Origin of the sequence: Pseudanabaena sp. SR411 (assembly GCF_002251945.1) — a bacterium.
Lineage (GTDB): Bacteria > Cyanobacteriota > Cyanobacteriia > Pseudanabaenales > Pseudanabaenaceae > Pseudanabaena.
Genome location: NZ_NDHW01000251.1, coordinates 1 through 22,910 on the forward strand (window position 1 = coordinate 1; position 22,910 = coordinate 22,910).

Annotated in this window: 20 protein-coding genes, 1 tRNA gene and 2 pseudogenes; 20 read left to right on the top strand and 3 right to left on the bottom strand. The window is 44.0% G+C overall.

Going from position 1 to position 22,910, the window contains the following annotated elements:
- Positions 1–322: 322 nt before the first annotated feature.
- The 20 genes and pseudogenes from apcB to B9G53_RS25690 all read left to right on the top strand — a co-directional run bounded on the left by apcB (position 323) and on the right by B9G53_RS25690 (position 16,181).
- Positions 323–820, top strand: coding sequence for an allophycocyanin subunit beta (gene apcB / locus B9G53_RS25600; RefSeq protein ID WP_094536250.1), 498 nt, complete (start codon positions 323–325; stop codon positions 818–820).
- A gap of 110 nt (positions 821–930) precedes the next feature.
- Complete coding sequence (gene fba / locus B9G53_RS25605; RefSeq protein ID WP_094536251.1) at positions 931–2,010, top strand: class II fructose-bisphosphate aldolase; 1,080 nt, start codon at positions 931–933, stop codon at positions 2,008–2,010.
- Between the two features lie 117 nt (positions 2,011–2,127).
- Positions 2,128–3,036 carry a response regulator gene (locus B9G53_RS25610; RefSeq protein WP_094536252.1) on the top strand — a complete coding sequence of 303 codons (909 nt, stop codon included), beginning with the start codon at positions 2,128–2,130 and terminating at the stop codon, positions 3,034–3,036.
- Positions 3,023–3,457 (top strand): HD domain-containing protein, encoded by a 435-nt coding sequence (locus B9G53_RS25615; RefSeq protein WP_094536253.1) that lies wholly within the window; start codon positions 3,023–3,025, stop codon positions 3,455–3,457. Before B9G53_RS25610 ends, B9G53_RS25615 begins: the two co-directional genes overlap by 14 nt.
- A gap of 5 nt (positions 3,458–3,462) precedes the next feature.
- Positions 3,463–3,585, top strand: coding sequence for a hypothetical protein (locus B9G53_RS28800; RefSeq protein ID WP_254923815.1), 123 nt, complete (start codon positions 3,463–3,465; stop codon positions 3,583–3,585).
- A 65-nt stretch (positions 3,586–3,650) separates the two neighbouring features.
- Positions 3,651–3,775 (top strand): annotated as a pseudogene (locus B9G53_RS29220) (SAM-dependent DNA methyltransferase); the annotation flags it as partial.
- Positions 3,776–3,789: 14 nt separating this feature from the next.
- On the top strand, positions 3,790–4,494 hold the full coding sequence (locus tag B9G53_RS25625; RefSeq protein ID WP_254923816.1) for a response regulator transcription factor: 705 nt from the start codon (positions 3,790–3,792) through the stop codon (positions 4,492–4,494).
- A 108-nt stretch (positions 4,495–4,602) separates the two neighbouring features.
- Positions 4,603–4,676: transfer RNA gene (locus B9G53_RS25630), tRNA-Arg, on the top strand.
- A 56-nt stretch (positions 4,677–4,732) separates the two neighbouring features.
- Positions 4,733–5,857, top strand: coding sequence for a class I SAM-dependent RNA methyltransferase (locus B9G53_RS25635; protein ID WP_094536254.1), 1,125 nt, complete (start codon positions 4,733–4,735; stop codon positions 5,855–5,857).
- A gap of 24 nt (positions 5,858–5,881) precedes the next feature.
- Positions 5,882–6,226 (top strand): annotated as a pseudogene (locus B9G53_RS25640) (nucleotidyltransferase domain-containing protein); the annotation flags it as partial.
- Positions 6,223–6,627 carry a HEPN domain-containing protein gene (locus B9G53_RS25645; RefSeq protein WP_094536256.1) on the top strand — a complete coding sequence of 135 codons (405 nt, stop codon included), beginning with the start codon at positions 6,223–6,225 and terminating at the stop codon, positions 6,625–6,627. The pseudogene B9G53_RS25640 and the gene B9G53_RS25645, both read left to right, overlap by 4 nt.
- Positions 6,628–6,751: 124 nt before the next feature.
- Positions 6,752–7,093 carry a hypothetical protein gene (locus B9G53_RS27010; protein WP_141211901.1) on the top strand — a complete coding sequence of 114 codons (342 nt, stop codon included), beginning with the start codon at positions 6,752–6,754 and terminating at the stop codon, positions 7,091–7,093.
- Positions 7,094–7,189: 96 nt separating this feature from the next.
- Complete coding sequence (locus tag B9G53_RS25655; protein WP_094536258.1) at positions 7,190–7,660, top strand: DUF6636 domain-containing protein; 471 nt, start codon at positions 7,190–7,192, stop codon at positions 7,658–7,660.
- A gap of 71 nt (positions 7,661–7,731) precedes the next feature.
- A complete protein-coding gene (locus tag B9G53_RS25660; protein WP_141211902.1) occupies positions 7,732–8,385 on the top strand; it encodes a hypothetical protein in 654 nt (217 codons plus the stop codon).
- Positions 8,386–8,391: 6 nt separating this feature from the next.
- On the top strand, positions 8,392–8,958 hold the full coding sequence (locus B9G53_RS25665; RefSeq protein ID WP_094536260.1) for a hypothetical protein: 567 nt from the start codon (positions 8,392–8,394) through the stop codon (positions 8,956–8,958).
- Between the two features lie 32 nt (positions 8,959–8,990).
- A complete protein-coding gene (locus B9G53_RS25670; protein WP_094536261.1) occupies positions 8,991–9,920 on the top strand; it encodes a hypothetical protein in 930 nt (309 codons plus the stop codon).
- Between the two features lie 147 nt (positions 9,921–10,067).
- Positions 10,068–11,669 (top strand): NAD(P)/FAD-dependent oxidoreductase, encoded by a 1,602-nt coding sequence (locus B9G53_RS25675; RefSeq protein WP_094536262.1) that lies wholly within the window; start codon positions 10,068–10,070, stop codon positions 11,667–11,669.
- A gap of 26 nt (positions 11,670–11,695) precedes the next feature.
- Positions 11,696–15,517, top strand: a complete 3,822-nt coding sequence (gene cobN / locus B9G53_RS25680; RefSeq protein ID WP_094536263.1) for a cobaltochelatase subunit CobN — start codon at positions 11,696–11,698, stop codon at positions 15,515–15,517.
- 74 nt (positions 15,518–15,591) lie between these two features.
- A complete protein-coding gene (locus B9G53_RS25685; RefSeq protein WP_094536264.1) occupies positions 15,592–15,846 on the top strand; it encodes an AbrB/MazE/SpoVT family DNA-binding domain-containing protein in 255 nt (84 codons plus the stop codon).
- Positions 15,843–16,181 (top strand): type II toxin-antitoxin system PemK/MazF family toxin, encoded by a 339-nt coding sequence (locus B9G53_RS25690; RefSeq protein WP_094536265.1) that lies wholly within the window; start codon positions 15,843–15,845, stop codon positions 16,179–16,181. The genes B9G53_RS25685 and B9G53_RS25690 overlap by 4 nt, the downstream gene beginning before the upstream one ends.
- Before the next feature lie 153 nt (positions 16,182–16,334).
- On the opposite strand, the gene B9G53_RS25695 is transcribed toward B9G53_RS25690, so the two are convergent.
- From B9G53_RS25695 to B9G53_RS25705, 3 genes are all read right to left on the bottom strand, one after another.
- The gene (locus B9G53_RS25695) at positions 16,335–20,519 is read right to left on the bottom strand and encodes a P-loop NTPase fold protein (protein ID WP_094536266.1); all 4,185 of its coding nucleotides are present in this window, start codon (positions 20,517–20,519) and stop codon (positions 16,335–16,337) included.
- A 235-nt stretch (positions 20,520–20,754) separates the two neighbouring features.
- Positions 20,755–21,357: a CPBP family intramembrane glutamic endopeptidase gene (locus B9G53_RS25700; protein ID WP_094536267.1), complete on the bottom strand. Its 603-nt coding sequence runs from the start codon at positions 21,355–21,357 to the stop codon at positions 20,755–20,757.
- A 98-nt stretch (positions 21,358–21,455) separates the two neighbouring features.
- Positions 21,456–22,733 carry an aminotransferase class V-fold PLP-dependent enzyme gene (locus tag B9G53_RS25705; RefSeq protein ID WP_094536269.1) on the bottom strand — a complete coding sequence of 426 codons (1,278 nt, stop codon included), beginning with the start codon at positions 22,731–22,733 and terminating at the stop codon, positions 21,456–21,458.
- Positions 22,734–22,910: the final 177 nt, after the last annotated feature.

Sequence of the window (22,910 nt, forward strand, 5' to 3'; positions counted from 1 at the left end):
GCGCCGKCGGCGCTGGAAACACCAAAATCGGTTTCATAATGAGAATTGCTGAGTCTGCATATAGCAAAGCCCTTAACCCAACAGAGAATAGCGGCGCAAAGCGCCGCTATTCTCTGTTGGGTTTTATGTCTTAAGCAAAATTGAGAATCGTAGATATAGCATTTATATAGAGTAGGGCTTGGTAAGTCGCTGAAAGCACAGTAAAATAATTTCGGTAACTGTCCAAAGGATAGGTTGCCAAGTTTAAGTTATATATAGTTTACAAACTTTACAAATACGTTACCGATACATTTATTAAAGACAAATTAACGGAGACAACAACATGCAGGATGCAATTACCAGCCTAATCGGTTCTTATGATGCAACTGGTAAATATTTTGATCGCGATGCCATGGATACCCTCAAATCCTTTTTTGCAACTGGCAACGCCCGCTTAGCCGCTTCTGCGGCAATCACCGCTAATGCTGCTTCGATAGTACGTAAGGCTGGATCTCAGCTATTTGAAGAAGTTCCTGACTTGATTCGCCCAGGCGGCAATGCTTATACAACGCGCCGTTTTGCAGCTTGCTTGCGTGACATGGACTACTATCTTCGCTATGCTTCCTACGCTCTAGTTGCAGGTAACAATGATGTTCTCGATGAAAGAGTATTACAAGGCTTGCGTGATACCTATAGCTCTCTAGGAGTGCCAATTGGACCAACAGTACTAGGCATTCAAATCATGAAACAGGCGGTTATGGACTTAGTTGGCGAAAATGCAGACTGGTTAGCAGCACCTTTTGACTATATGAGTCGCGAACTTAGCGAAAAGAATATCTAACTAAAAAAGGGCGCTTCGCGCCCTTTTTTAGTTAGATATAATTCTTCAAAATGATTTAAGATTGTTAATAATCGAAACAAGCTCGATTTAGTCTAGGAGAGATTTTATATATGGCTTTAGTACCAATGCGCCTGCTGCTCGATCATGCGGCTGAAAACGGATACGGCATCCCTGCATTTAACGTAAACAATATGGAGCAGATCCAGTCGATCATGCAGGCTGCTAATGAGACCAACAGCCCTGTGATCCTACAAGCTTCTCGTGGCGCACGCAATTACGCGGGCGAAAATTTTCTGCGTCACTTAATTTTGGCTGCTGCCGAAACCTATCCTCATCTCCCCATCGTGATGCACCAAGATCACGGTAATGCTCCTTCAACTTGCTTCTCGGCAATTCAAAATGGCTTTACCAGTGTGATGATGGATGGCTCATTGGAAGCTGACGCTAAAACACCTGCTAGCTACGAGTACAACGTGGAAGTTACTTCTAAAGTTGTCGAAGTTGCCCATGCTTTTGGTGCAAGCGTCGAAGGCGAACTAGGTTGTTTGGGTTCCCTTGAAACTGGTAAGGGTGAAGCTGAAGATGGACATGGATTTGAAGGTGCGTTGGATCATTCGCAACTTCTCACCGATCCTGACGAAGCTGCTGACTTCGTTGAGCGTACTCAGGTTGATGCTCTTGCAGTAGCGATCGGTACTAGCCACGGTGCTTACAAGTTTACTCGCAAGCCTACTGGCGAAATTCTTGCCATCAGCCGTATCGAAGAAATTCACAACCGTTTGCCTAATACTCACCTTGTTATGCATGGTTCTTCTTCAGTTCCTGAAGATTTACTTGCCATGATTAATGAGTTTGGCGGCGCAATTCCTGAAACCTATGGCGTACCTGTTGAAGAAATTCAAAAGGGCATTAAGTGCGGTGTACGGAAGGTCAATATTGACACCGATTGTCGCCTTGCGATTACTGCGGCTGTGCGTGAAGCATTGTTCAAGAATCCTAAGGAATTCGATCCACGTCACTTCTTGAAGCCTTCGATCAAGTACATGCAAAAAGTATGTGCAGATCGCTATACCCAGTTTGAAGCTGCTGGTCAAGCTAGCAAGATCAAGCAAGTTAGTATTTATGACTTTGTTCCTAAGTATGCCAAGGGCGAATTGAAGCAAGTTAGCCGCGAAGTTGTTAAAGCTTAAATATACAAAAGCCTCGCAAGCGAAGCTTTTGGATCCAAAATATAAGGGGCGCATTGCGCCCCTTATATTTTGATAGCATTGCTATACTTACAGTCGGGATTCAACCTACTTTTGCTCATGACTTCTTCTCTTTTTTCTGCTACTGAACCAAATAAAACAAATCCCAAAAAGCCGAAGCTTCTGGTGGTAGATGATGAGCAAGATAACCTTGATTTGCTGTATCGCACCTTTCGTAGAGAATTTACGGTGTTTCGAGCAGATAGTGGGATCAGAGCGCTAGAGATTCTGGAACATGAAGGGGAGATGGCTGCGATCATTTCCGATCAGCGTATGCCTGAAATGAATGGCACTGAGTTTCTGAGTCGTACTGTTTCCGATTTTCCTGATACGATGCGAATCGTATTGACAGGATATACAGATATTACGGATTTGATCGATGCGATTAATTCTGGACAGGTTCATAAATATATTACGAAGCCTTGGGAACCAGATCAACTGAAGTTGGTTGTGTCAGAGGCGACCCATAGCTATGATTTGCTGAAGCAACGTTCTGAGGAGTTGAGCCGATCGCAAGCTCAGAATGCTCTGTTGTCAGTAATTGTGGCGATCGCCCAGAAATTCAACCAGATATCTGGATGTATGCTGCCTCTAGCTGATGCATTTTGGCAAAATTTTGGTGCAGATGGGGTGATCTTGCAGTTGGTTGAGCAAGATGCTTTGATCGATACTCAAGCTATATGTGGTGATTATCTTTGGGATTTGGCTACCGATCCTTTAGTGCAAACGGCGATTACCTTGAAAAAGTCACAAATTTCTCTGTCTCCAAACCAACAAGCTGATCCAGATCAACCATGCAAAACTAATTTGGCGATCGCGATTACTTTTCGTGAACAGGTCTTAGGCATATTGGCGATGCGTTGGTGCAAGGCAAATGCTCTGAGCCTTGATGATGTTGTGGTAATTCAGCAATGTGCTGATGAAGTCGCGATCGCCCTAACCTGTATTCGTTATTATGAAAGACTTTGAAACGCTTCTGGCTTTAGCGATCGAGATCGCCAACCAAGCCCATGCAGGACAATTGGATAAGGCGGGAAAGCCCTATATTTCACATCCATTAACGGTAATGGCACAGATGGATACGCTCGAAAGTAAGATTGTGGCGGTTTTGCATGATGCGATCGAGGATTCCGATCTGAAAATTGAGAGTTTAGTCAAGCAAGGTTTTCCTGAATTTATTACCGATGCGATCGCGGCGATTACCAAACTTGAGGGTGAGCAATATGAAGACTATATTTTGCGGGTAAAGTCTAATGCGATCGCTCGTAAAGTCAAGATTGCCGATTTGACACACAACATGGATATTACTCGAATTGCCAATCCCACCGAAAAAGATTTTCAGCGTTTGGAGAGATATAAAAAAGTTCTTCAAGAGTTGCAACAAGAGTGAACCCAATGAGTATAGAAACTACAGGAAAGCAGGTGATCTCAAAACAGAGGGTTACTGATCGTGGTGAAGTTTTTACCAACCAACGCGAGGTAATACCAATTCACGAAAGTGTGACAACACTTTTGTGAATCAAAAAACAAACTCAGTAAGGTTTTTTAAATTAAGAAATGGCTACGCCATTTCTTAATTTGGTATAAATGCGATGCTGGATTTGGTGAAGCAGGAGACAGAACGGATCGAGTCGAGATTTTTAGAGCCTGCCTGTGGGACAGGGAATTTTTGGTAGAGATTTTGGAACACAAGCTACAAGTTTTCAAAATGTGCTACTACCTATGACGAGTAAAATTAAGATTAAGATGGATGACGCAAAGCTCCACATCCTGTTAGTTGAAGACGACGAACTATTTCGTCTCGGTTTGCAGGTGCGTTTACAACAGGAAACTAAAATAGCAGTTTTAGCGGAGGCTAACGATGGAGAAACGGCGATCGATCTTGCTAAACAACAAACCTTTGATCTCGTTCTGCTTGATATTGGTTTACCAGGGCTGGGTGGGCTGGAAACCTGTCGCCAACTCAAGCTCAATCACCCGAACTTACCGATTTTGGTACTCACCTCACGCAATGAGCGATCGCTAATTTCACGCTTAGTTTCCGCAGGCGCACAGGGCTATTGTCTGAAAGGAGTTGCTGCCGAAACCTTAATTCTAGCTATGCGATCAGTCATCGCAGGCGCATCTTGGTGGGATGCCACTGCTACGGCGGAAATTCATTATACTTTTCAAAATCAATCCCCTGAAATCTCTCCCGACAATCTATCAAGTTCAAGAATTGATACTTTAACCCGACGCGAAAAAGAAATTCTCAGTTTGATGTCTGGGCAAAAAACTAATCAAGAAATTGCTGAGATTCTCTATATTTCGTCAGGGACAGTACGGGTGCATATTCATGCAATTCTGCACAAGCTTGGAGTAAGCGATCGCAAACAGGCGATCGCAATTCATGCAAAGACAGATGCGGCTAATCTTACTGGGTTGTAAAAACACAAAATGGCGTGCCATTTTGTGTTTTTGTATTACGTGGAAGCAATAATAAATATTTCCAAAAAACAAAGTTTTGTTGTAATATAATAAACCGTGAAATTGTTTGGGCTAGTAGCTCAGTTGTATAGAGCAATCGCCTTCTAAGCGATCGGTCGATGGTTAGAGTCCATCCTAGCCTGTTTAAATATGTAGATCTGTGGCGCTTTGCGCCGCAGATCTACTCTGGATTTTAAAGATGAATCAATACTTTGCAACTGTAGCAAGAGGCTTAGAAGCACTCGCAGCTCAGGAACTAGAACAACTGGGCGCTCATTCCGTTGAGGCAGGATTTTGCGGTGTTAGCTTTGAAGGCGATCGCACTTTGCTTTATCGAGTTAATCTCTGGGCGCGGCTACCATTTCGGATCTTGATGCATCTCGATCAGTTTGATTGCCTTGATGCTGATGATCTTTATCAAGGAATTAAAGCGATCGACTGGTCAGAATTTCTCACCCCTGAAATGACTTTAGCGGTGAATGCTACTGGCAAAAATGATCACCTCAATCATACGCATTTCACTGCTTTACAGGTGAAAAATGCGATCGTCGATCAGCAGAAGGAGAAATTTGGCGAGCGATCGGATGTGGATGTACAGGAAGCGGATGTGCGAATCGGTGTACATATTGATGACAATGGTTGCACGGTCAGTCTCGATAGCTCTGGCAATAGCTTGCATCGTCGCGGTTATCGTCCTGCGGTGGGAGCAGCACCGCTAAAAGAATCTCTTGCGGCGGCTCTAATCCAGATGTCAGGTTGGCAACCCGACCAAATGTTTTACGATCCCCTCTGCGGTTCGGGAACTCTGCCCTTGGAAGCAAGTTTAAAAGCCCTGAATATTGCCCCTGGAATGTTTCGCGATCATTTTGGCTTTGAGACTTGGCTAGATTTTGATCAGGAACTTTTGGCAAAACTAATTCAAGAAGCAGATGATAGTCGTTTGGATACATTGCCTGCACCAATCTGGGGTAGCGATCGCAATCCTGAAGTAGTAGATCAAGCAATTATCAATGCCAAAAACTGCGGCTTATCCAATCATGTCTATTTCTCTGCTCTCGACCTTGCGGAAGTAGTTGCTCCTGCTGACAGTGGTGTTCTCTTCTGCAATCCTCCCTATGGAGAAAGATTAGGACGCGATAGTGATTTGGGTGCTTTTTATAAGCAGTTAGGGAATGTTCTCAAACAACGCTTTAAGGGATGGACAGCTTTTGTCTTGAGTGGCAATAAGCAGCTATCACAAACAATTGGATTGAAGTGTGCTGAACGAACAGCCGTACTCAATGGAGCTTTGCCCTGTCAGTTAATGAAGTACGAGTTATATTAGGATTGAGGCTCAAGATGTGAGCAATCAAGCACGATGACTAGAACCATTGAAAACAAGCAACTATCAAGTTTACTGAACGAGTTAAAAGCTAGTTTAGTAAATCTCTATGGCGATCGCTTATTTTCAGTGATTCTATTTGGTTCGCAAGCAAGGGGAGAGGCAACTCCTGATTCTGATATTGACGTGATGGTAGTTTTAAATGATCCTGTAAATGTTGCTGAAGAAATATATAGAACATCTGATATTCGCTACCATTTCCTAAATGATTATGGAGAGTTAGTTTCACTTATTCCCACTACCAAATCAAATTTTTTAGCTTCAGCAAATTCTTTGACTAGAGTTGTTAAGCGTGAGGGTATTGAGATATGAGCGAAATTAGCAAACTATTGAACTTATCATCTGAAGATCTAGATACAGCAGAGCTTTTATACAAGTCCCAGCGTTATCGTTCTTGTATATCTCGTGCTTATTATGCGGTGTACTATGTATCTCAAGCATTACTATTGTCAGAAGGTATCGAGACTTCAACTCATCGAGGAGTTATCAAATTGATAAATCTTCATTTCGTCAAAACAGGGCGAGTAAATTCAAATATTTCTAAATTGTTGAGTGACACTTACGATCTTAGGCAATCAGGTGACTATAGTACGGATTTTGTGGCTGATGAAATAGTTGCAAATAGAGCGATCGCCGATGCAAAAACCTTTATTGCTGAGATTAGAAAATTTTTACTAGATAAAGATATTGGAGAAGTGGATGTTGTCAGATAGAACTATCAAATCTGATGAAACCTATAGATAATTCCCTTTGATTGCTAGTGACATTGATCACCTATCAGGCTTGTTTATCTTAGATACAATGATGAGGATAAAAAGTTAATAAAGCTCAAAAATTGTGAAATTTATTTCAGTAGCTGTCATTTCGGCGATCGCCGCATTATCTATTCCATTCTCAGCCCAAGCAGATAGTAGAAAAGCATATTGTCGATATTTCCCTAATGGTGCTAGTCGAGCAACCATATCCATGCCCTGCATATTTTCAATGAATCAAGGCAATGTTGGCATTCGTTGGGAAGACGGAGTATCTGACTATTTTTTGCTTAGTCGCGATCGCCCAATGACCTACACCGATGAGCGCGGTGGTCTTGTCTATCAGCAAAGGAACGAAGATGCGAATGGTGAAAGTGTAAGAATTTTTAAGATGGAGAATGGCTCAATCCATATTTGGGGAAGTTAGCAACTTTCTAGCAGAACCAAGCGTCAATCGACATCGCTAAGCTCCTTAACCCAAAAACCTCTGGGTGATTTTTTTATCTAATTAAATTTCAACTCAATGCAAAGAATTCGCATTTCCTGTTTGTCAGTTTTAGCAATCGCCACTTCCCTGTTTTCCTTCACCAATTTAAAAGCTGAAGCTTTGCCACAAAATACACCTGTGATCGCGCAATCATCGGAGGATGATTTCAGTAGAAACGGCTTCATCATGCCTAGCAAAAATATTTACTGTGTGATCTACGGCGGTCACTTGCGTTGTGAGATTGTCAGCCAATTAAAGCCTATGCCACCACAACCAGAGTCCTGCAATTTGGATTGGGGCGGTGGCTTATCATTGCCCAAAGTTGGTAAGCCCTCGGTAATTTGTGCAGGGGATAGCGCTTATTCACCAAACTACAAAACCTTGGCATATGGCAAAACTTGGAGCAGAGGCGGATTTGTCTGCAAGTCTCGTACCAATGGGTTGACCTGCACTAACTCCAAAGGCAATGGCTTCTTTTTAAATCGTGAAGAATGGAAGACATTTTAATTTTAATAGATAAGACTTACGCAGAAATTGTTAAGCCCCTAGCCCCTTTCCCCCTTTTAGGAGAGGGGAACATGAAAAGTTGTTTACCCCCTTTCTCCATCATGAAATCTACTACTTGCCTGTCTTTGTTTTCTCTGTTGTCCCTGACTGCTAGTTTAGTGGCTCCAGTCCATGCTCAAGGTAACTCATCAGCCAGTAATGGTCATAGCTTGGTCAACTCTAGTTTTAGGACAAAGCTGAAGTCCCTTGGCATCAAAGTTGCACTTCCTAAATATGTCCCTCAAGGTTTTTGGATGGCGGCGGTCAGAACCGAACCCTGTCGTCGGGGAGACAGGATCGATGCTAATGGAGTTTGTCGCTTTGGTCCTGACTATACAGTGCTATATCGCAATGCTCAAGATCAGTGCTTTGCGGTTAGTGCGACTGGTGGTGGCATTGGGGGACCTGGTGGGCGCTACACTCGTGCTGTCAATACCAAACTTTTGGGCAAGGTGGATGTCAATATTGATACTGGTATGAGCGAACCGATAACGGAAGCGATCGCCAAGACTCCACAAAATAATTTATGGTCTTTTCCCGCAGGTAAATCCCCATTCTACTCTTTGAGAACTATTGATAGCGATGCTGCCAATCGGATCAATGCGGCGATTATTTGTAGTGACACAGCCTACATGACTCCCAACGAGTTTATAAAAATTGTCCAGTCCCTAGAATGGTTACCCTAAATCAAAATGACATTTGCAAATATCAAACTCTGTGTTTTTCTCGCCCTTAGCTGCTCAATAGCAGCCTGTGGACAAGCGCAAGCCTCAACTCTGCCTAACCAATTTTCTGCGGCGATCGCTAAAGCAGTGATCGAGTCAAAAGCAGAGATAATAACCTCAGAAAAAACTAAACAGCAATCAGGTTCAGGTCTAGCTCCAGAACAGGTACGCAAAATGCTTGAGGCGAGTCCCTACGGATATGCAATCATGACCTACTGGATTGAAGGAGACAAATCGCTCAAAATGGGGCAGTTTAACGAAGCGATCGAGCAGTTCCAAAAAGCCCTCGCCGCTTCAAAAGTTTGGAGCAAACCAAGATTTACAGTAGAGCAAAATCTGCGGGTAAGACAATGCGCGATCGCTGGATCTGAAGCTAGTTTGGTAGGCGCGATCGCAGCTCGTGATTACTACAAAAAGAATAATCGCAAAATGTCGGCTATTGACGAAGCGCTAAAAATCTACCAACGAGAGCACAAATCATCATGGGATCGGGCGATCGCTAAAAATCCTAGACTTGAATCAGGCTGTCCCTAGTCAACTTAAAACCCAACCTAAAAAACAAGAACATGAAATTTATTTCTATACCCCTAATCTCAGCACTTCTCGTTTTAGGTTTTCCCCTAGCGCTACAGGCTAAACCTACTCAAGCCGAAGCCTTACATCGAGCTTTTGCAGAGATTAGCCAACAAACCTGTGATGATCGCAGCATCTTACAGGCAGGTATTAATTACAGCGTTTGTACTGCCAGTGCAGGCGATAAGGGACAGTATCGATTGATCTCTGCGTCGTCAACCATTGTCAATTATGGTGATGGCATTGGTTATTGGTATTACCCAAATGGCAAGGTAGCGGCAATTCGCTTTTTTCACACCGATGAGCTATTCATGTTTGATGGTGGCGGCAAGTTGCAAGCCGAATTAATTCGCGCGCAAAAAGTGATGGTCAATGGACAGGAGCAATTTCAAGAACGCTCGATAAGGGCTAATTTTACAAAATCAGAACGAGATCGCCTTGAAAAACTTGCCCAAGATGGCGGTAAAGATATTCTCTCTAAATTTAAGAAGCAACCGCAGTCAAGCACGAATGAGACTCCATCTCTGTGGAGTCATTGCAAAAGGATGATCGATGAAAATGTTGTGCGTTTAGAAGCTATTCCTAATGTGAAAGTCACGACTAGCAGCAGATTCTCTAAACTAATCACTCCCTATCCTGATCGCTCAGCTAACCTTGATCGCCGCTATGTATTTGCAATGGAAGGACGTGGGGTTGAGACTGTGTGGAAATCTGTTGATCTAATGACCGATATTACTCAAGAAATAACTAATGCTTGCGTTGGTACGGCTGCGGTTACATTTGGGCGCGATCGCACTGCTGACTCAGCAACCGTAGGACTATTTCCAAATGGCGAGATCAAACGATTTACTTGCAGTGCAGACTTTGATGATCTTACTCGCACCAGAACTCCTATATCTTGGGGACAACAGGCTTGTGACTAATACCAAATGAAGAAATGGCTACGCCATTTCTTCATTTGGTATAACTTTTCTCTAAATTTTAGTTGAGCTACAAAGAAAAAGCCAAGCTGTGCATGGCTTTTTCTTTGTGACTTAGTATAGTTATAAAGCTTACAAATTTTATTGTCCATGTTACGAATTACCGAAATTAAACTTCCACTCGAACATTCTGAAGATGCACTGCAATTAGCAATTCTCAAAAAGCTACAAATTAAGCCTGAAGAATTAACTAGCTATTCTATTTTTAAGCGCAGTTATGACGCTCGCAAGAAGACAGATATTTATTTAGTTTATATCGTTGATGTTGAAACCACTTTAGAGAAGCAATTAAGCGATCGCCTCTCTAAAGATCCCCATGTTAAGCCCACGCCAGACATGAGCTATCAATATGTCGCCAAGGCTCCCAGCAATTTCAAAACTCGTCCAATTGTGATTGGCATGGGGCCCGCAGGGATGTTTGCTGGGCTAATGCTGGCGCAAATGGGATTTCGACCAATTATTTTAGAACGGGGTAAAGCAGTACGCGATCGCACGGCGGATACCTTTAACTTTTGGAAGGGAAGAGCCGAATTTAATCCTGAATCTAATGCCCAATTTGGGGAAGGTGGAGCAGGGACTTTCTCCGATGGAAAACTCTACAGCCAAGTCAAAGATCCACAACACTATGGGCGCAAAGTTCTGACCGAATTTGTGAATGCAGGTGCATCTCCTGAAATTCTCTACATCAATAAGCCTCATATTGGCACACTCAAACTAGTCGGCATCGTTCAAAGTTTTCGCGCTCAAATCCAAGCTCTCGGCGGTGAAATTCGCTTTCAAAGTCGAGTAGAAGATATTGACATTCAAGATGGTAAAGCGAGAGGTGTAACCCTTGCTAATGGTGAATATATTGCTAGCAATCATATTGTTCTTGCTGTTGGTCATAGCGCCCGTGATACCTTCCAAATGCTCTATGATCGCGGCGTATATATCGAAGCCAAACCTTTCTCGATTGGCTTTCGGATTGAACATCCGCAAACTCTGATTGATCAAGCGAGATTTGGCAATTACGCAGGAAATAAAATTTTAGGTGCTGCTGATTATAAGTTAGTTCACCATTGTCAGAATGGACGTTCTGTTTATAGCTTCTGTATGTGTCCTGGGGGACTAGTTGTGGCGGCAACTTCCGAGATTGGGCGCGTAGTTACCAATGGCATGAGTCAATATTCGCGGAATGAGCGGAATGCGAACAGTGGCATCGTGGTGGGGATTACGCCCGATGATTATCCAGAGCATCCTCTCGCAGGTATTGATTTTCAGCGTCGCCTCGAATCTCGCGCCTTTGAGCTTGGTGGTGGAACCTATGCCGCACCAGCCCAACTTGTAGGGGATTTTCTTGCCAACCGTCCTTCTCAAGATCTTGGTAAAGTCCATCCTTCCTATGCACCTAATGTGAATTTATGTGATTTGAGTGAGAGTTTGCCTGACTATGCGATCGCCGCAATTCGTGAAGCTTTACCTGCGTTTAACAAACAAATCAAAGGATTTGCGATGGATGATGCGATGCTCACGGGTGTGGAAACGCGCACTTCTTCACCGATTCGGATTAAACGTAATGAGAAATATCAGAGTCTCAATGTAGAAGGGCTTTTTCCTGCGGGAGAGGGGGCAGGTTATGCTGGCGGGATTCTCTCGGCGGGAATTGATGGGATTAAAGTCGCTGAGGCTGTAGCGTTGAGTATAATAACGTAGCCGCCCATAAGCTATTTGGATTACTAATGCATCGTATTGCCACTATTTCAGGGGGCTGGAACCAGTCCACCGACAGCGTTATTTTTGTTGATCAGCAACCTGCACCGATTGTGATCATCACTGCTGCGGATACGGATATCCAAACCCTTGCGGCGGCTACGGCTCAATTGCCTGAATATTTTCCGCAAATTCGTGTGGTGAATGTCTTGCAGTTGCAGCAACAAATAGCGATCGATACCTATGCGGAAGAGGTTTTAGCGATCGCTAAGGTAATTATTGTGCGATTGATTGGGGGACAGTCTTACTGGAGTTATGGATTGGAGGTGGTTAAGGAAACTGTGGCAAACACGGGCGCAGTTTTGATTGTATTACCAGGGGATGAGCGTCCCGATCCGAGTTTAACTAGCCATTCCACAACTTCTCTCACGTTAGTTAATCAGGCTTGGCAATATTTTATTGAAGCAGGGGTTAATAACTATCAAAATCTCTTGAAGTTCATTGCTAAGGAATTTTTAGAGATACCAATAGAATACCAAATACCTCAGTCAGTGCCACGCATTGGAATATATGAATTTGCAGTTTCTCAATCTTCTACCTCCGTTTTAGAGGTTGATCCCCCCCTGCCCCCCTTTTTCAAGGGGGGCGAATTTTCTTATTCCCCCTTAAAAAGGTGGATTGAGCGGGATCTCGGATTGGTGGCGATTCTTTTTTATCGCGCTCATTACTTGTCGGGAAATACGGGGGCGATCGCTGCCTTATGTAAAGCCTTAACCGAACGCAATCTAACGCCTTTACCGATTTATGTCTCATCTTTAAAGGAACCCGATGTGCAAGCGGAACTCATTCGCTATTGCTTGCCTGAATCTGGTCAGAAAGTAGATGTGATTTTAAATACGACTAGCTTCTCTTTGGCAAGTTTAAAAACGGATACGCCACAAGTTGATCTTTGGGAAGCTTTGAATGTGCCTGTGTTTCAGGTGATTTTTAGTGGTGGACTGAAGAAAACTTGGGCAAATGGAACTCAAGGGCTAAATCCTCGCGATATGGCGATGAATGTGGTTTTACCTGAAGTTGATGGCAGGATTATTACGAGGGCAGTTTCCTTTAAAGCGATGCAGGGGCAGAATCTTGCCTTGCAAACGGAAGTATTGACCTATGAACCTGTGCGATCGCGCATTAATTTTGTAGCGGATCTGGCGGCGAAATGGATACAGCTAAAATATACGGATGTGGGCGATCGCAAAATTGCGTTGATTCTTGCCAATTATCCTAATCGTGATGGCAGATTAGCTAATGGAGTTGGTTTAGATACGCCTGCTAGTTGCTTAGAGATTCTCAAGGCTCTGCGAAGTTCGGGCTATAGCGTTGGTGAGATTCCTGAAACTAGCGATGAATTGATGAAGTTGTTAACCACAGGCGTAACCAACGATCGCGAATCCTTTGGAGTGCGTCAGGTTAACCAATCTTTAGCTTTAGAAGATTATCAAAACTATTTTCAGAATTTGCCTGAACCTGTCCAAAATGGAATTCAGTCAAGATGGAATCAGCCGAAGTTCGAGAAAGAATTTGCGATCGCAGGTATGCAATTTGGCAATATTTTTGTCGGTATTCAGCCATCACGGGGATATGATCTCGATCCTACTCTCAATTATCACGCTCCAGATTTAGAGCCAACCCATGACTATATGGCTTTCTATCATTGGGTGCGCGACAAGTTTCGCGCCCATGCGATCGCCCACATCGGCAAGCATGGCAATCTTGAATGGCTCCCTGGGAAAAGTGTGGCGCTATCAGAAAATTGCTATCCTGAAGCCGCTTTTGGTGCAATGCCACATTTCTATCCCTTTATTGTCAATGATCCTGGGGAAGGCTCTCAAGCAAAAAGGCGATCGCAAGCAGTCATTCTCGACCATCTCACGCCGCCGATGACTCGCGCTGAGTTGTATGGCGGCTTGCAGCAATTAGAAGGTTTGATTGATGAATATTACGAAGCGGAAACCTTAGATCCTTCCCGTTTAGGGATGATTCGCGATCGCCTCATCGAAACCATCAAACAGGAAAATCTCTTTCATGATCTAGGAATTTCCCTAGACCGTTTAGAGGATTCTTTAAATACAATTCTCACGACAGCCGATGGTTATCTTTGCGAGATTAAGGAGGCTCAAATTCGAGATGGTTTGCATATTTTTGGGCAATGCCCAGAAGGTCGGCAGTTAAGGGATTTGGTAGTAGCGATCGCTCGTAATCCTACGGCTAATCGTTTGGGGCTGACTAGAGCGATCGCGCAGGATTGGGGTTTAGATTTCGATCCATTGACTGCGGATTTAGGTGAGTTAATTGAGTCAAATTCGCATCCACGTTTAGCTAATTGTCGAATTATTGGTGATGCTGTTGAAGTGATCGAGGAATATGCGGCGGAGTTGGTGGCACAGATTCTTGAAGAGATCCCCCCTACCCCCCTTGCAAAGGGGGGCGAGATTGAGATGGAACTAACATGGATTCGCGATCGCCTGCTCCCTTCTCTCTACAAAACTAAGCAAGAAATTACTAATCTATTGCGTGGGTTAAATGGCGAATATGTCCCCAGTGGTGCTTCTGGAGCGCCAACTAGAGGTCGCCCCGAAGTATTACCTACAGGACGGAATTTCTATTCTGTCGATATTCGTGCAGTGCCGACGGAAACGGCTTGGGATATTGGGCGCAAAGCTGCGGATGTATTGATTGAAACCTATACGCAAGAACATGGTGAGTATCCGCAAACTCTAGGGCTATCAATTTGGGGAACTTCGACAATGCGAACGGGAGGCGATGACCTTGCGGAAGCTCTGGCTTTATTGGGAGTTCAACCTGTTTGGGATGGCGTATCGCGGCGAGTCGTGGATTTTGAGATTTTGCCTTTGTCAATCCTTGGTCGTCCCCGTGTGGATGTGACCTTGAGGATTTCAGGATTCTTTCGAGATGCGTTCCCAAATCTGATCGATTTATTTGATAGTGCGGTGAATGCTGTCGCTAATCTTGATGAGCCTGCGGATCAGAATCCCTTAGCGGCAAAAGTTCAAGCAGAATCTGCACAATGGCAAAAAGAAGGATTGACTTTAGAACAAGCGCAAGAGCGATCGCGTTATCGGGTATTTGGTTCAAAGCCAAGTGCCTATGGTGCAGGTTTACAGGGCTTAATCGAGTTGCAAAACTGGGAAAGTGAGCAGGATTTAGCACGAGCCTATATCAATTGGAGTGCCTATGCCTATACCAGTAAATCTGAGGGCAAATCGGCTCCTGAAGCCTTTAATCAACGGCTCAGTAATATGCAAATCGTGCTGCAAAATCAGGACAATCGCGAGCATGACATTCTCGATTCCGATGATTATTATCAGTTTCAAGGTGGGATGACAGCGGCGATCAAATCTATATCTGGCAATGCGCCAGAGGTCTATTTTGGCGATAACTCACGAATGGCTCAGCCCAAGGTTCGCAAATTGAGTGAAGAGATTGCACGAGTTTATCGATCGCGTGTTGTTAATCCCAAATGGATAGCAGGAGCGATGCGTCACGGCTATAAAGGAGCTTTTGAGATGTCGGCAACGCTTGATTATTTGTTTGCCTATGATGCTACGACTAACTGCGTTTCTGACTTCATGTATGAGGGTGTTGCGGAGGCATATATTTTTAATCCTGAAGTCCAGAATTTTATTAAATCTAGCAATCCTTGGGCGTTGCGAGATATGTCAGAACGTTTGTTAGAAGCGAATCAACGTGGGATGTGGCAAGATGTGACTGCGGATATGTTGGATCGCTTAAAGGCGATCGCTAATGATGCGGAAGGTGCGATTGAATCTCAGACAAGTTAAAAGTCATTTCTAAAACTCAATGAGAGATAGGGTTTCTGCTAATGTTATATTTAAGTATAACTATAAGAAAAATTATGCACACCACAAATCTTCGTAAGGTCGGTGGCTCGATCATGTTGGCGATTCCCCCAGCCGTTCTCGAAATTTTGAACTTACAATCAGGGACAACTGTGGGGGTTGCTGTTGACAATGGCAGACTGATTATTGAACCTCAACCGAAACCACAATATTCACTAGAGGAGCTTTTGGCACAATGCAACCCTAATGCTCCAATAACGGAAGACGATCGCATTTGGCTAGATGTCAAATCTGTGGGTAATGAACTGTGAAACGTGGTGATATTTATCTTGTTTCGCTTGATCCCACGGAAGGGCATGAACAACAGGGTACTAGACCAGTTTTGATTGTTTCTCCTGATAAATTCAATACCTTAACCAAAGTTCCGATTGTTGTTCCAATTACATCAGGTGGAAATTTCGCGAGAACCGCAGGTTTTGCTGTTTCTTTAGATTCTGCTGGAACCCGCACTAAAGGTGTAGTTCGTTGCGATCAACCCCGTCCTATTGATTTGTCTGCGCGTAAGGCTCGAAAGTTGGAGAGTGTGCCAGACGCGATCATTGATGATGTATTGGCTAGAATTGTTGCTCTATTTAGCCCTCAATAATTTTGCGATCGCTAATGATGCTGAAGGTGTGATCAAATCGCAAACAGGTTAATGGCAAAGCTAAGGTTTTTTCTAATGTTATATTTACATCGGGTTGCCCTCAACCGAACCAAAAGAAAAATAGTGCAAGTTCGTCATCTTAACAAAGGTAATTTAAGCCTTTGACTCGAAATCATCGGGATCATAGCCAATATCACCGACAAAGCAGAAAGAGAGCATCAGGTCAAAAATTTCACGATCAATTTTGAGTTTGGTGGGGTGATCTGCGTCATGTTCGAGCATTCGCTTGATATCACTGGTAAATTTGCGCCATTCTCTGTGGGCATAGCGATCGCTTTCTGTAGCTTTTGGCTTGATTGGTTCAAGTAGGTCTTCTAGATAAATTTCAAGGGGAGATTCATCCGAAATTGTTTCTTCAAACATTACGTCAATTTCTTCAAATAGGTTTCGCATATAGTTGGGGTAGCGACCTGAGAGTGCTAGAAATGACATGACAATGCGTTTGTCGGTATCTGTGGGTGATTTTGCTCCTTTTTGACTGCGCGTTGACCAGATAATTTGCAAGATCTTGTAGATATTGATCAGTCGCTTGGCGGTGCGGGGTGTGATGTCTACGTGTTTGCAGCAGTTGACTAATAGTTGAAATTCTGATTCTTCAAATTCGATGGTTTGGGCGATGGTTTCGAGGAATGTAGTCTCATCGGTGGAGGTTGGGGTTGGCGGTGCTGGAATGGTCGGGGCTTGTGGGGTTTGAGTGGGGATGGATTGTGAATTTTCTAATGATTCTGGAGTGTCGATCGCGGATGGTTCGGGTTCGAGAACTTCAGGGGATTGAACATTTAGATCGGATAAAGGTGCGATCGCTTCTTGTGTTTCTGCCTGTGGTTCTGTTTCTGTGGGGATGTCGTCTTTTTCAACAGGTGTCGATGGGGCTTGAGGCTTGGCTATTTTGGTTTGGGCGCGAAGGTAACCGTCAATGCTTGAGGATGAGATGGGTCGCATTCGGTAGGGAATCTGGATGATTTTTTCGAGATAGTCAAGTCCAGAGGGTTTGCCGCCACGTTTGAGAACGCCTTCGTAGACTTGTTCTAGGGCGCGGGCGATATAGCGATCGTCGATGCCTAATACGACAATGAATAGCTTGGTGTTGAGTAGGAGTTGGACTGATTCTAGGACTTCGACAACGCGATCGGGTGGACAACGATCTAGGTCATCGATGTAGAGAACGACTCTCGCTGGCCCCCTTGGGAAGAATTTTTTTAATTCTTCGCGGTTATGTTGCCAATCGGTGAGGCGATCAGAGAGGTCGGCGAGATCTTGCTTGACCTGTTGCATTAGCCCTAGCCGTTTGCCATAGTCGTCAACTTGGAGCCGATCGCTTACAAAGTCCATGAGCGAAGCATAGTTGGCGGTGAGTCCTACGCGCTGTTTTTGTTCTGCGACTTGGAGCTTGAGTTGGGCAACTTCTTTGACAAGGTTTTCGGATTTGTCCTGTTTTTGTTTGAGTAAGAACTCCCGATCACTTTGAATCTTTGCCTGTTCTTTTTGGACGGAAGTGAGGTAATTGTCGAGAGTTTTGAGAATCGGAATGAGGGTGGTGACGGCTGCGGCGATCGCTGTAATTACTTGCAGACCCGATGGAATTTGGGTGCGGATTGATTCCATCCATTGAGGAAAATTGGCGAACCAGTTGCGAATTATGTTGCTGAGTTCGGTGAAGTTGTTTCTTGCTCCAATGGGAATCAGGCGATCGAGTAGGCTTGCTAAGCCAGTTTGTTCTAGCAGGGTTTGAGTGGCGGTGAAGATCGCTGTGCGGGTTGCGGGATCTAGGGTGAGGACGATCAAGAGAGTCATTAAGAACAGTGCAATTAAGCCTTGCCAACTGGTTACGACTTTCCGTATTAATGCGATCGTTTCATTGTTGGTTTTACCTGCTTCGGCTAATTTTTCAATTTCATTTTTGTATTTTTCAATTTCTTCTTTAGAAAACAGAAGCCGAGCTATCGCTTTGACAATGGGTGTCCAGAGTGCTGTGGCTTTGCGGTTGGCGAGTTGTTGTTTTACTTCGGCTTCGGCGCTTTTGAGTTGGCGTTGCAGTTCTTGTTCTTTTTTCTGGAGTTCCTGCTCCTGCTGTTTTAAACGCTGTTGCTCTTTCTGTTTGCTTTGATCGAGAGTATTCCACAAGTAGTTAGAGTTTGAGGTGGGGTCTTTCCAGTCTTTAAATTTTTTGAGGCGATCGTTGGATTCAATAAAAGCTCTGCGTTCTTCGTCATTGGTCAGGTAAAGCACTCGCCAAAAGTCGCATCCATTTAGCAAGGCTTGCTCAAATTTTTTCTGCTGGTATGGATCGGTTTCAGGGGTAGGATTGGTTGCAGGCTTAGGATTTTTGCTTTGTTTGAATTTTTCTAAATTCTTTTTGCTATCTTTTAAACGCTTAGGGAAGCCGTCAAGGAGTAGAAATAACAAATGTTCTATAACGGACTCAATCCCTTCACGCCAAGATTTATAAGATGTTTTTAAGTTGTTGGGGAAGTAGTAGGCTTCAACCTTTTCTCCGAGCCATTTAATAAATGGGGGATAGCCAACTTTTAATTCGATAGCTAACTTGTTATCAGTAAAAAATAGAACAAGCCAATAGAACATAAAAGTAGGAATTAAAGAAAATGTAATGATATGCAGAACAAATTGAATAATCCACAAGTTTAGGATTTGTTGGCTGGATATTATGATCGCTTTTTGGGAGCGTTTGATTCTTGTTTGAATACTTTCCTTTAGCTTCTTGAAAGGATTATAGATAAGGCGATCAATATTTCGAGTCGATGGCAATTTTTCTGAAGAGTTAGATTCTGGTTTCTCTTTATTATTCTCTTGAAGTGCTGTAGAGGAACTTAGGAAAATGCCAATCTGCCGTTCTAAGGTGATTTGACGATTTAATTCATAGAAAATTTCCTGCATTAGGCTTGCCCAAAGGTCAGACTTGGCATAAGTCCAAGCATTGAAGCTAATTTGATAGATGTGCCCCACATAGGGAGACACGATCTGAGCGTCGTTGGGATGGTTTGGATCGCCCCAAGATTGAAGCCTAGTTAGTTCTTGCCTGCGAATTACCTCGATCCTTTGTTGAATTAGATACATTCCAAAGGACTTACCACTTCCCCAACTGCCCAAAATTGCCACAGCCATCGGTGGTTGAAGACTACGGAGCATTAATACCGTTGCCATAGCCTCGATTTCATCCTGAACGTTGAGGCAATCCTCCCCCTGCGCCGAATCGTTGGCAACACCTTGTGGAATCTCAATCTGTCTGCTGCGATCTGCTAAGTTAGCGATCGGATTACCATCTAAAGCCCACAGGCGAATCGTCTTGTCCCCACTTCCCGAAACGATCGTCTTCCCATCGGGGCTAAAGGCTACTGAAAAGACACTATCCTCATGACCTTGGAAAGGAAGCCTAATTTGTTTGCCCTGCAAATCCCACAACCGCATCGTCTTGTCCCCACTTCCCGAAACGATCGTCTTCCCATCAGGGCTAAAGGCTACTGAAAAGACACTATCCTCATGACCTTGGAAAGGAAGCCCAATTTGTTTGCCCTGTAAATCCCACAACCGCAGCGTCCTGTCCCAACCGCCCGAAACGATCGCATTGCCATCGGGGCTAAAGGATACTGAATTACCATAATACTCATGCCCTAGGAAAGGAGCGCCGATTGGATTGCCATGCAAATCCCACAACCGCAGAGTCTTATCATCACTTCCCGAAACGATCGCATTGCCATCGGGGCTAAAGGATACTGATATGACACTAGACTCATGCCCTAGGAAAGGAATTCCAATTTGTTTGCCCTGCAAATCCCACAACCACAGCGTCTTGTCACGACTGCCCGAAACGATCGTCTTGCCATCGGGGCTAAAGGATACTGACCTGACAGTATCCTCATGTCCTCGGAAAGGTTTCCCCATGGGGTTGCCCTGCAAATCCCACAACCTCAGTGTCCCGTCCCTGCTGCCCGAAACGATCGCCTTGCCATCAGGGCTAAAGAATACTGACCTGACACTATCCTCATGCCCTTGGAATGGTTTCCCGATGGGGTTGCCAGAAATAGCATCAAATAGTTGCAAAGTGCCATTTTTCAGCCCTGCAATTATCTTTCGCCCATCGGGTGAGAATGCGATTGACCATACCTCGCTCTCAAGGCGAGCAAAAATCACGGGGTCAGAGACATCCTTGGCTACTGAGTCAGATTCTTCAGGAGCTTCTTCTTCAAAAGACATCTGCTGCATTTGCTGTTGCATCTGCTGCTGCATTGGTTGCGCTTCTGACAAAAATTCAGCATCCATGAAATTCTATTGGGTTGGAGCCAGCTAGAGCGATTAATCTGACACGATCTAGACTATAGAGCTTTGAAAGTAAAAGTCAATCAATTATCCCGCAAATACAAAATCCATTAGATTTACATACACTGCGATCGCCTTGCTAATTAATGATCATGGTATAGAGTGATCGCCAACGATGCTGAAGGTGCGATCAAATCGCAAATATAACTATCTTTAGTAATGGAGATAGGCTCTATCTCTAGTTTTTAGATTGCTTATATTTCCAGATAATGCCTGAAAGTGAATTGGTGAGGATATGAGCAACGATCGCTGATAGCAGATTACCCGTATACATCGTGACTGCACCAAGCATCATGCCGACGGCGATCGCCCAAACCGTATATGACAAATGCTTAGTACTTGCCATATGCAAGGCTCCAAACACAACACTGGTAATAATCAAAGCAATTCCATTCATGCCCAGCGCTGGTAAAGCTACACCCCGAAACAGCATTTCTTCGCTTAGTCCTGGTAACAAACCTAACCAAATTAGATCAATTGGTTCTAAGGGTCTAAGTACCATTTCTAGATATTCTTGAGCCGCAATACGGTAACTTTCCCACACTTCATAAATTAAACTACTAAGTAGAGCGACACCGATGCCAATGCCTGCACCGATCGCTGCATGTTCTGGCTGCCAATTTAACGGAACCATGGGGATACCTGTTAAGTAGACCCAACCTTTGGAGATTCCCAAAAAGATAATCGCCGTTACTGCCATTGCAATCAGTACCTGCGATCGCGATAGAGTTTGATCTTTTTTGTCAGGAGTTGGTTGAGGTGCTTGTGAAAATAGAGACATGATAGAGACTTAGTGGATTTAACTGAAGGTGGGGAAGTTGACAATTCTCGTTGTTTTAGAGAGAAGACTTTAGGAAATAAACCTTAGGAACAAGACTGTTAATTTATCGCCTCAAAGATGGAGATAAGACGCTCTATATCAGTAATAGAAGTCAAATAATGAACTGAAGCCCTTAAGCAATCAGGATTGGGAAGCGCACGGATCAAGATTTGATGTTCCGACTCTAAGTGTTTGGCAATTAAAGCATGGGATTTATTGGCGATCGCACTCTGAGATGAGCTTGGAATTAATTCCTGATTAACTTTAAAGGAAATGAGTCCCGACTCTGGAGGTAGTTGCCTTATACAATCAATATGGGGCAAGGCATCCAGTCGTTCCCATACCTTTTTACTTAATTGGCAAATGCGCTGATAGCGTTGCAGTTGCGTTCCCCAACTATTGGCATGGGCGATCGCAATTCGCATTGACTCATAGAGTGCATAGGTAGAGCTAGCCACTTCAAACTTTGCCCCATCTTGCCGCCACTGCGGAATAGGAAGTTTGTTTGTTAGACCACGCCAACCTACAAATACTGGCTCAATCGCCTCAAAAATCTCTGGACGAATATACAAAGCACCCAAGCCTAGGGGCGCACACCACCATTTATGGGTAGTAAAAGCATAAAAATCCGCCGCAATATCCGCCAAATTTAAAGGCAACACCCCCACTGACTGCGCGGCATCAACGGCAACTAACACATTTTGATCATGGCAAGCCTTAGCGATCGCTTTCAGTGGCAAAACTTGTCCCGTATTCCAGCAGATATGGCTGAGCATCACCATCCGCGTTTGAGGTTGCAAATGCTGCACTAATAATTCCACAACGGTTTCACTATCTTTGCCTTCAGCGCTAGCATTGCGAGTATTAGTCAAGGGGAAATAGTCAATTTCGATGCCAAAGCGTTTTTGAATTTGGATAGCCGCCGCAATAATGCCGGGGTGTTCGCAGTCTGAGAGTAATAAGCGATCGCCTTGTTTCCAATCCACAGCCCACAGAGCAATATTGCAACCAACAGTCGTATTTTCGGTGAGGGTAATTGTGGTTGGGCTAACTTGAAATTCTTGGGCAATCGCTGTTTTCGTTGCATTATATTCAGCGACCATCCAATCCCCCGCCGCATTAGAAAAGCTACCTAGTGACTCGATATGGCGAAAGTTTTTGTTGATCGCATCTAGGGCTGCCCCACACATAACCCCCTGTCCGCCATAGTTAAAGTAAGTGCGGTTATCAACTCCTAAAGCAGGAAAATGCGATCGATGCACGAATAGGTCTTCTTCGCGATCGCGCTCCAAATTGTCAGAATCTAAACTATGAGAAAGTCCTGCTGAAGAAATCAAAACCAACTCCTACAAAATATTCAGCTATTTCCTATTCTATAACTACTTGCTGCCAAGTAAAAATAGGGCAAGTTATACCAAAACACAAAATGGCTAAGCCATTTTGTGTTTTTAAAACCCTTACTGGGTTTGTTTTTAAATTCACAAAAGTGTTGGTATAGCGTCACAGTATAAAAC

Coding starts and splice junctions, on each gene's coding strand:
- cobN (WP_094536263.1), top strand. CDS start 11,696: ATGCATCGTATTGCCACTATTTCAGGGGGCTGGAACCAGTCCACCGAC.
- B9G53_RS25700 (WP_094536267.1), bottom strand. CDS start 21,357: ATGTCTCTATTTTCACAAGCACCTCAACCAACTCCTGACAAAAAAGAT.
- apcB (WP_094536250.1), top strand. CDS start 323: ATGCAGGATGCAATTACCAGCCTAATCGGTTCTTATGATGCAACTGGT.
- B9G53_RS25685 (WP_094536264.1), top strand. CDS start 15,592: ATGCACACCACAAATCTTCGTAAGGTCGGTGGCTCGATCATGTTGGCG.
- fba (WP_094536251.1), top strand. CDS start 931: ATGGCTTTAGTACCAATGCGCCTGCTGCTCGATCATGCGGCTGAAAAC.
- B9G53_RS28800 (WP_254923815.1), top strand. CDS start 3,463: ATGAGTATAGAAACTACAGGAAAGCAGGTGATCTCAAAACAGAGGGTT.
- B9G53_RS25660 (WP_141211902.1), top strand. CDS start 7,732: ATGAAAAGTTGTTTACCCCCTTTCTCCATCATGAAATCTACTACTTGC.
- B9G53_RS25695 (WP_094536266.1), bottom strand. CDS start 20,519: ATGGATGCTGAATTTTTGTCAGAAGCGCAACCAATGCAGCAGCAGATG.
- B9G53_RS25615 (WP_094536253.1), top strand. CDS start 3,023: ATGAAAGACTTTGAAACGCTTCTGGCTTTAGCGATCGAGATCGCCAAC.
- B9G53_RS25635 (WP_094536254.1), top strand. CDS start 4,733: ATGAATCAATACTTTGCAACTGTAGCAAGAGGCTTAGAAGCACTCGCA.
- B9G53_RS25665 (WP_094536260.1), top strand. CDS start 8,392: ATGACATTTGCAAATATCAAACTCTGTGTTTTTCTCGCCCTTAGCTGC.
- B9G53_RS25670 (WP_094536261.1), top strand. CDS start 8,991: ATGAAATTTATTTCTATACCCCTAATCTCAGCACTTCTCGTTTTAGGT.
- B9G53_RS25610 (WP_094536252.1), top strand. CDS start 2,128: ATGACTTCTTCTCTTTTTTCTGCTACTGAACCAAATAAAACAAATCCC.
- B9G53_RS25675 (WP_094536262.1), top strand. CDS start 10,068: ATGTTACGAATTACCGAAATTAAACTTCCACTCGAACATTCTGAAGAT.
- B9G53_RS25645 (WP_094536256.1), top strand. CDS start 6,223: ATGAGCGAAATTAGCAAACTATTGAACTTATCATCTGAAGATCTAGAT.
- B9G53_RS25655 (WP_094536258.1), top strand. CDS start 7,190: ATGCAAAGAATTCGCATTTCCTGTTTGTCAGTTTTAGCAATCGCCACT.
- B9G53_RS25625 (WP_254923816.1), top strand. CDS start 3,790: ATGACGAGTAAAATTAAGATTAAGATGGATGACGCAAAGCTCCACATC.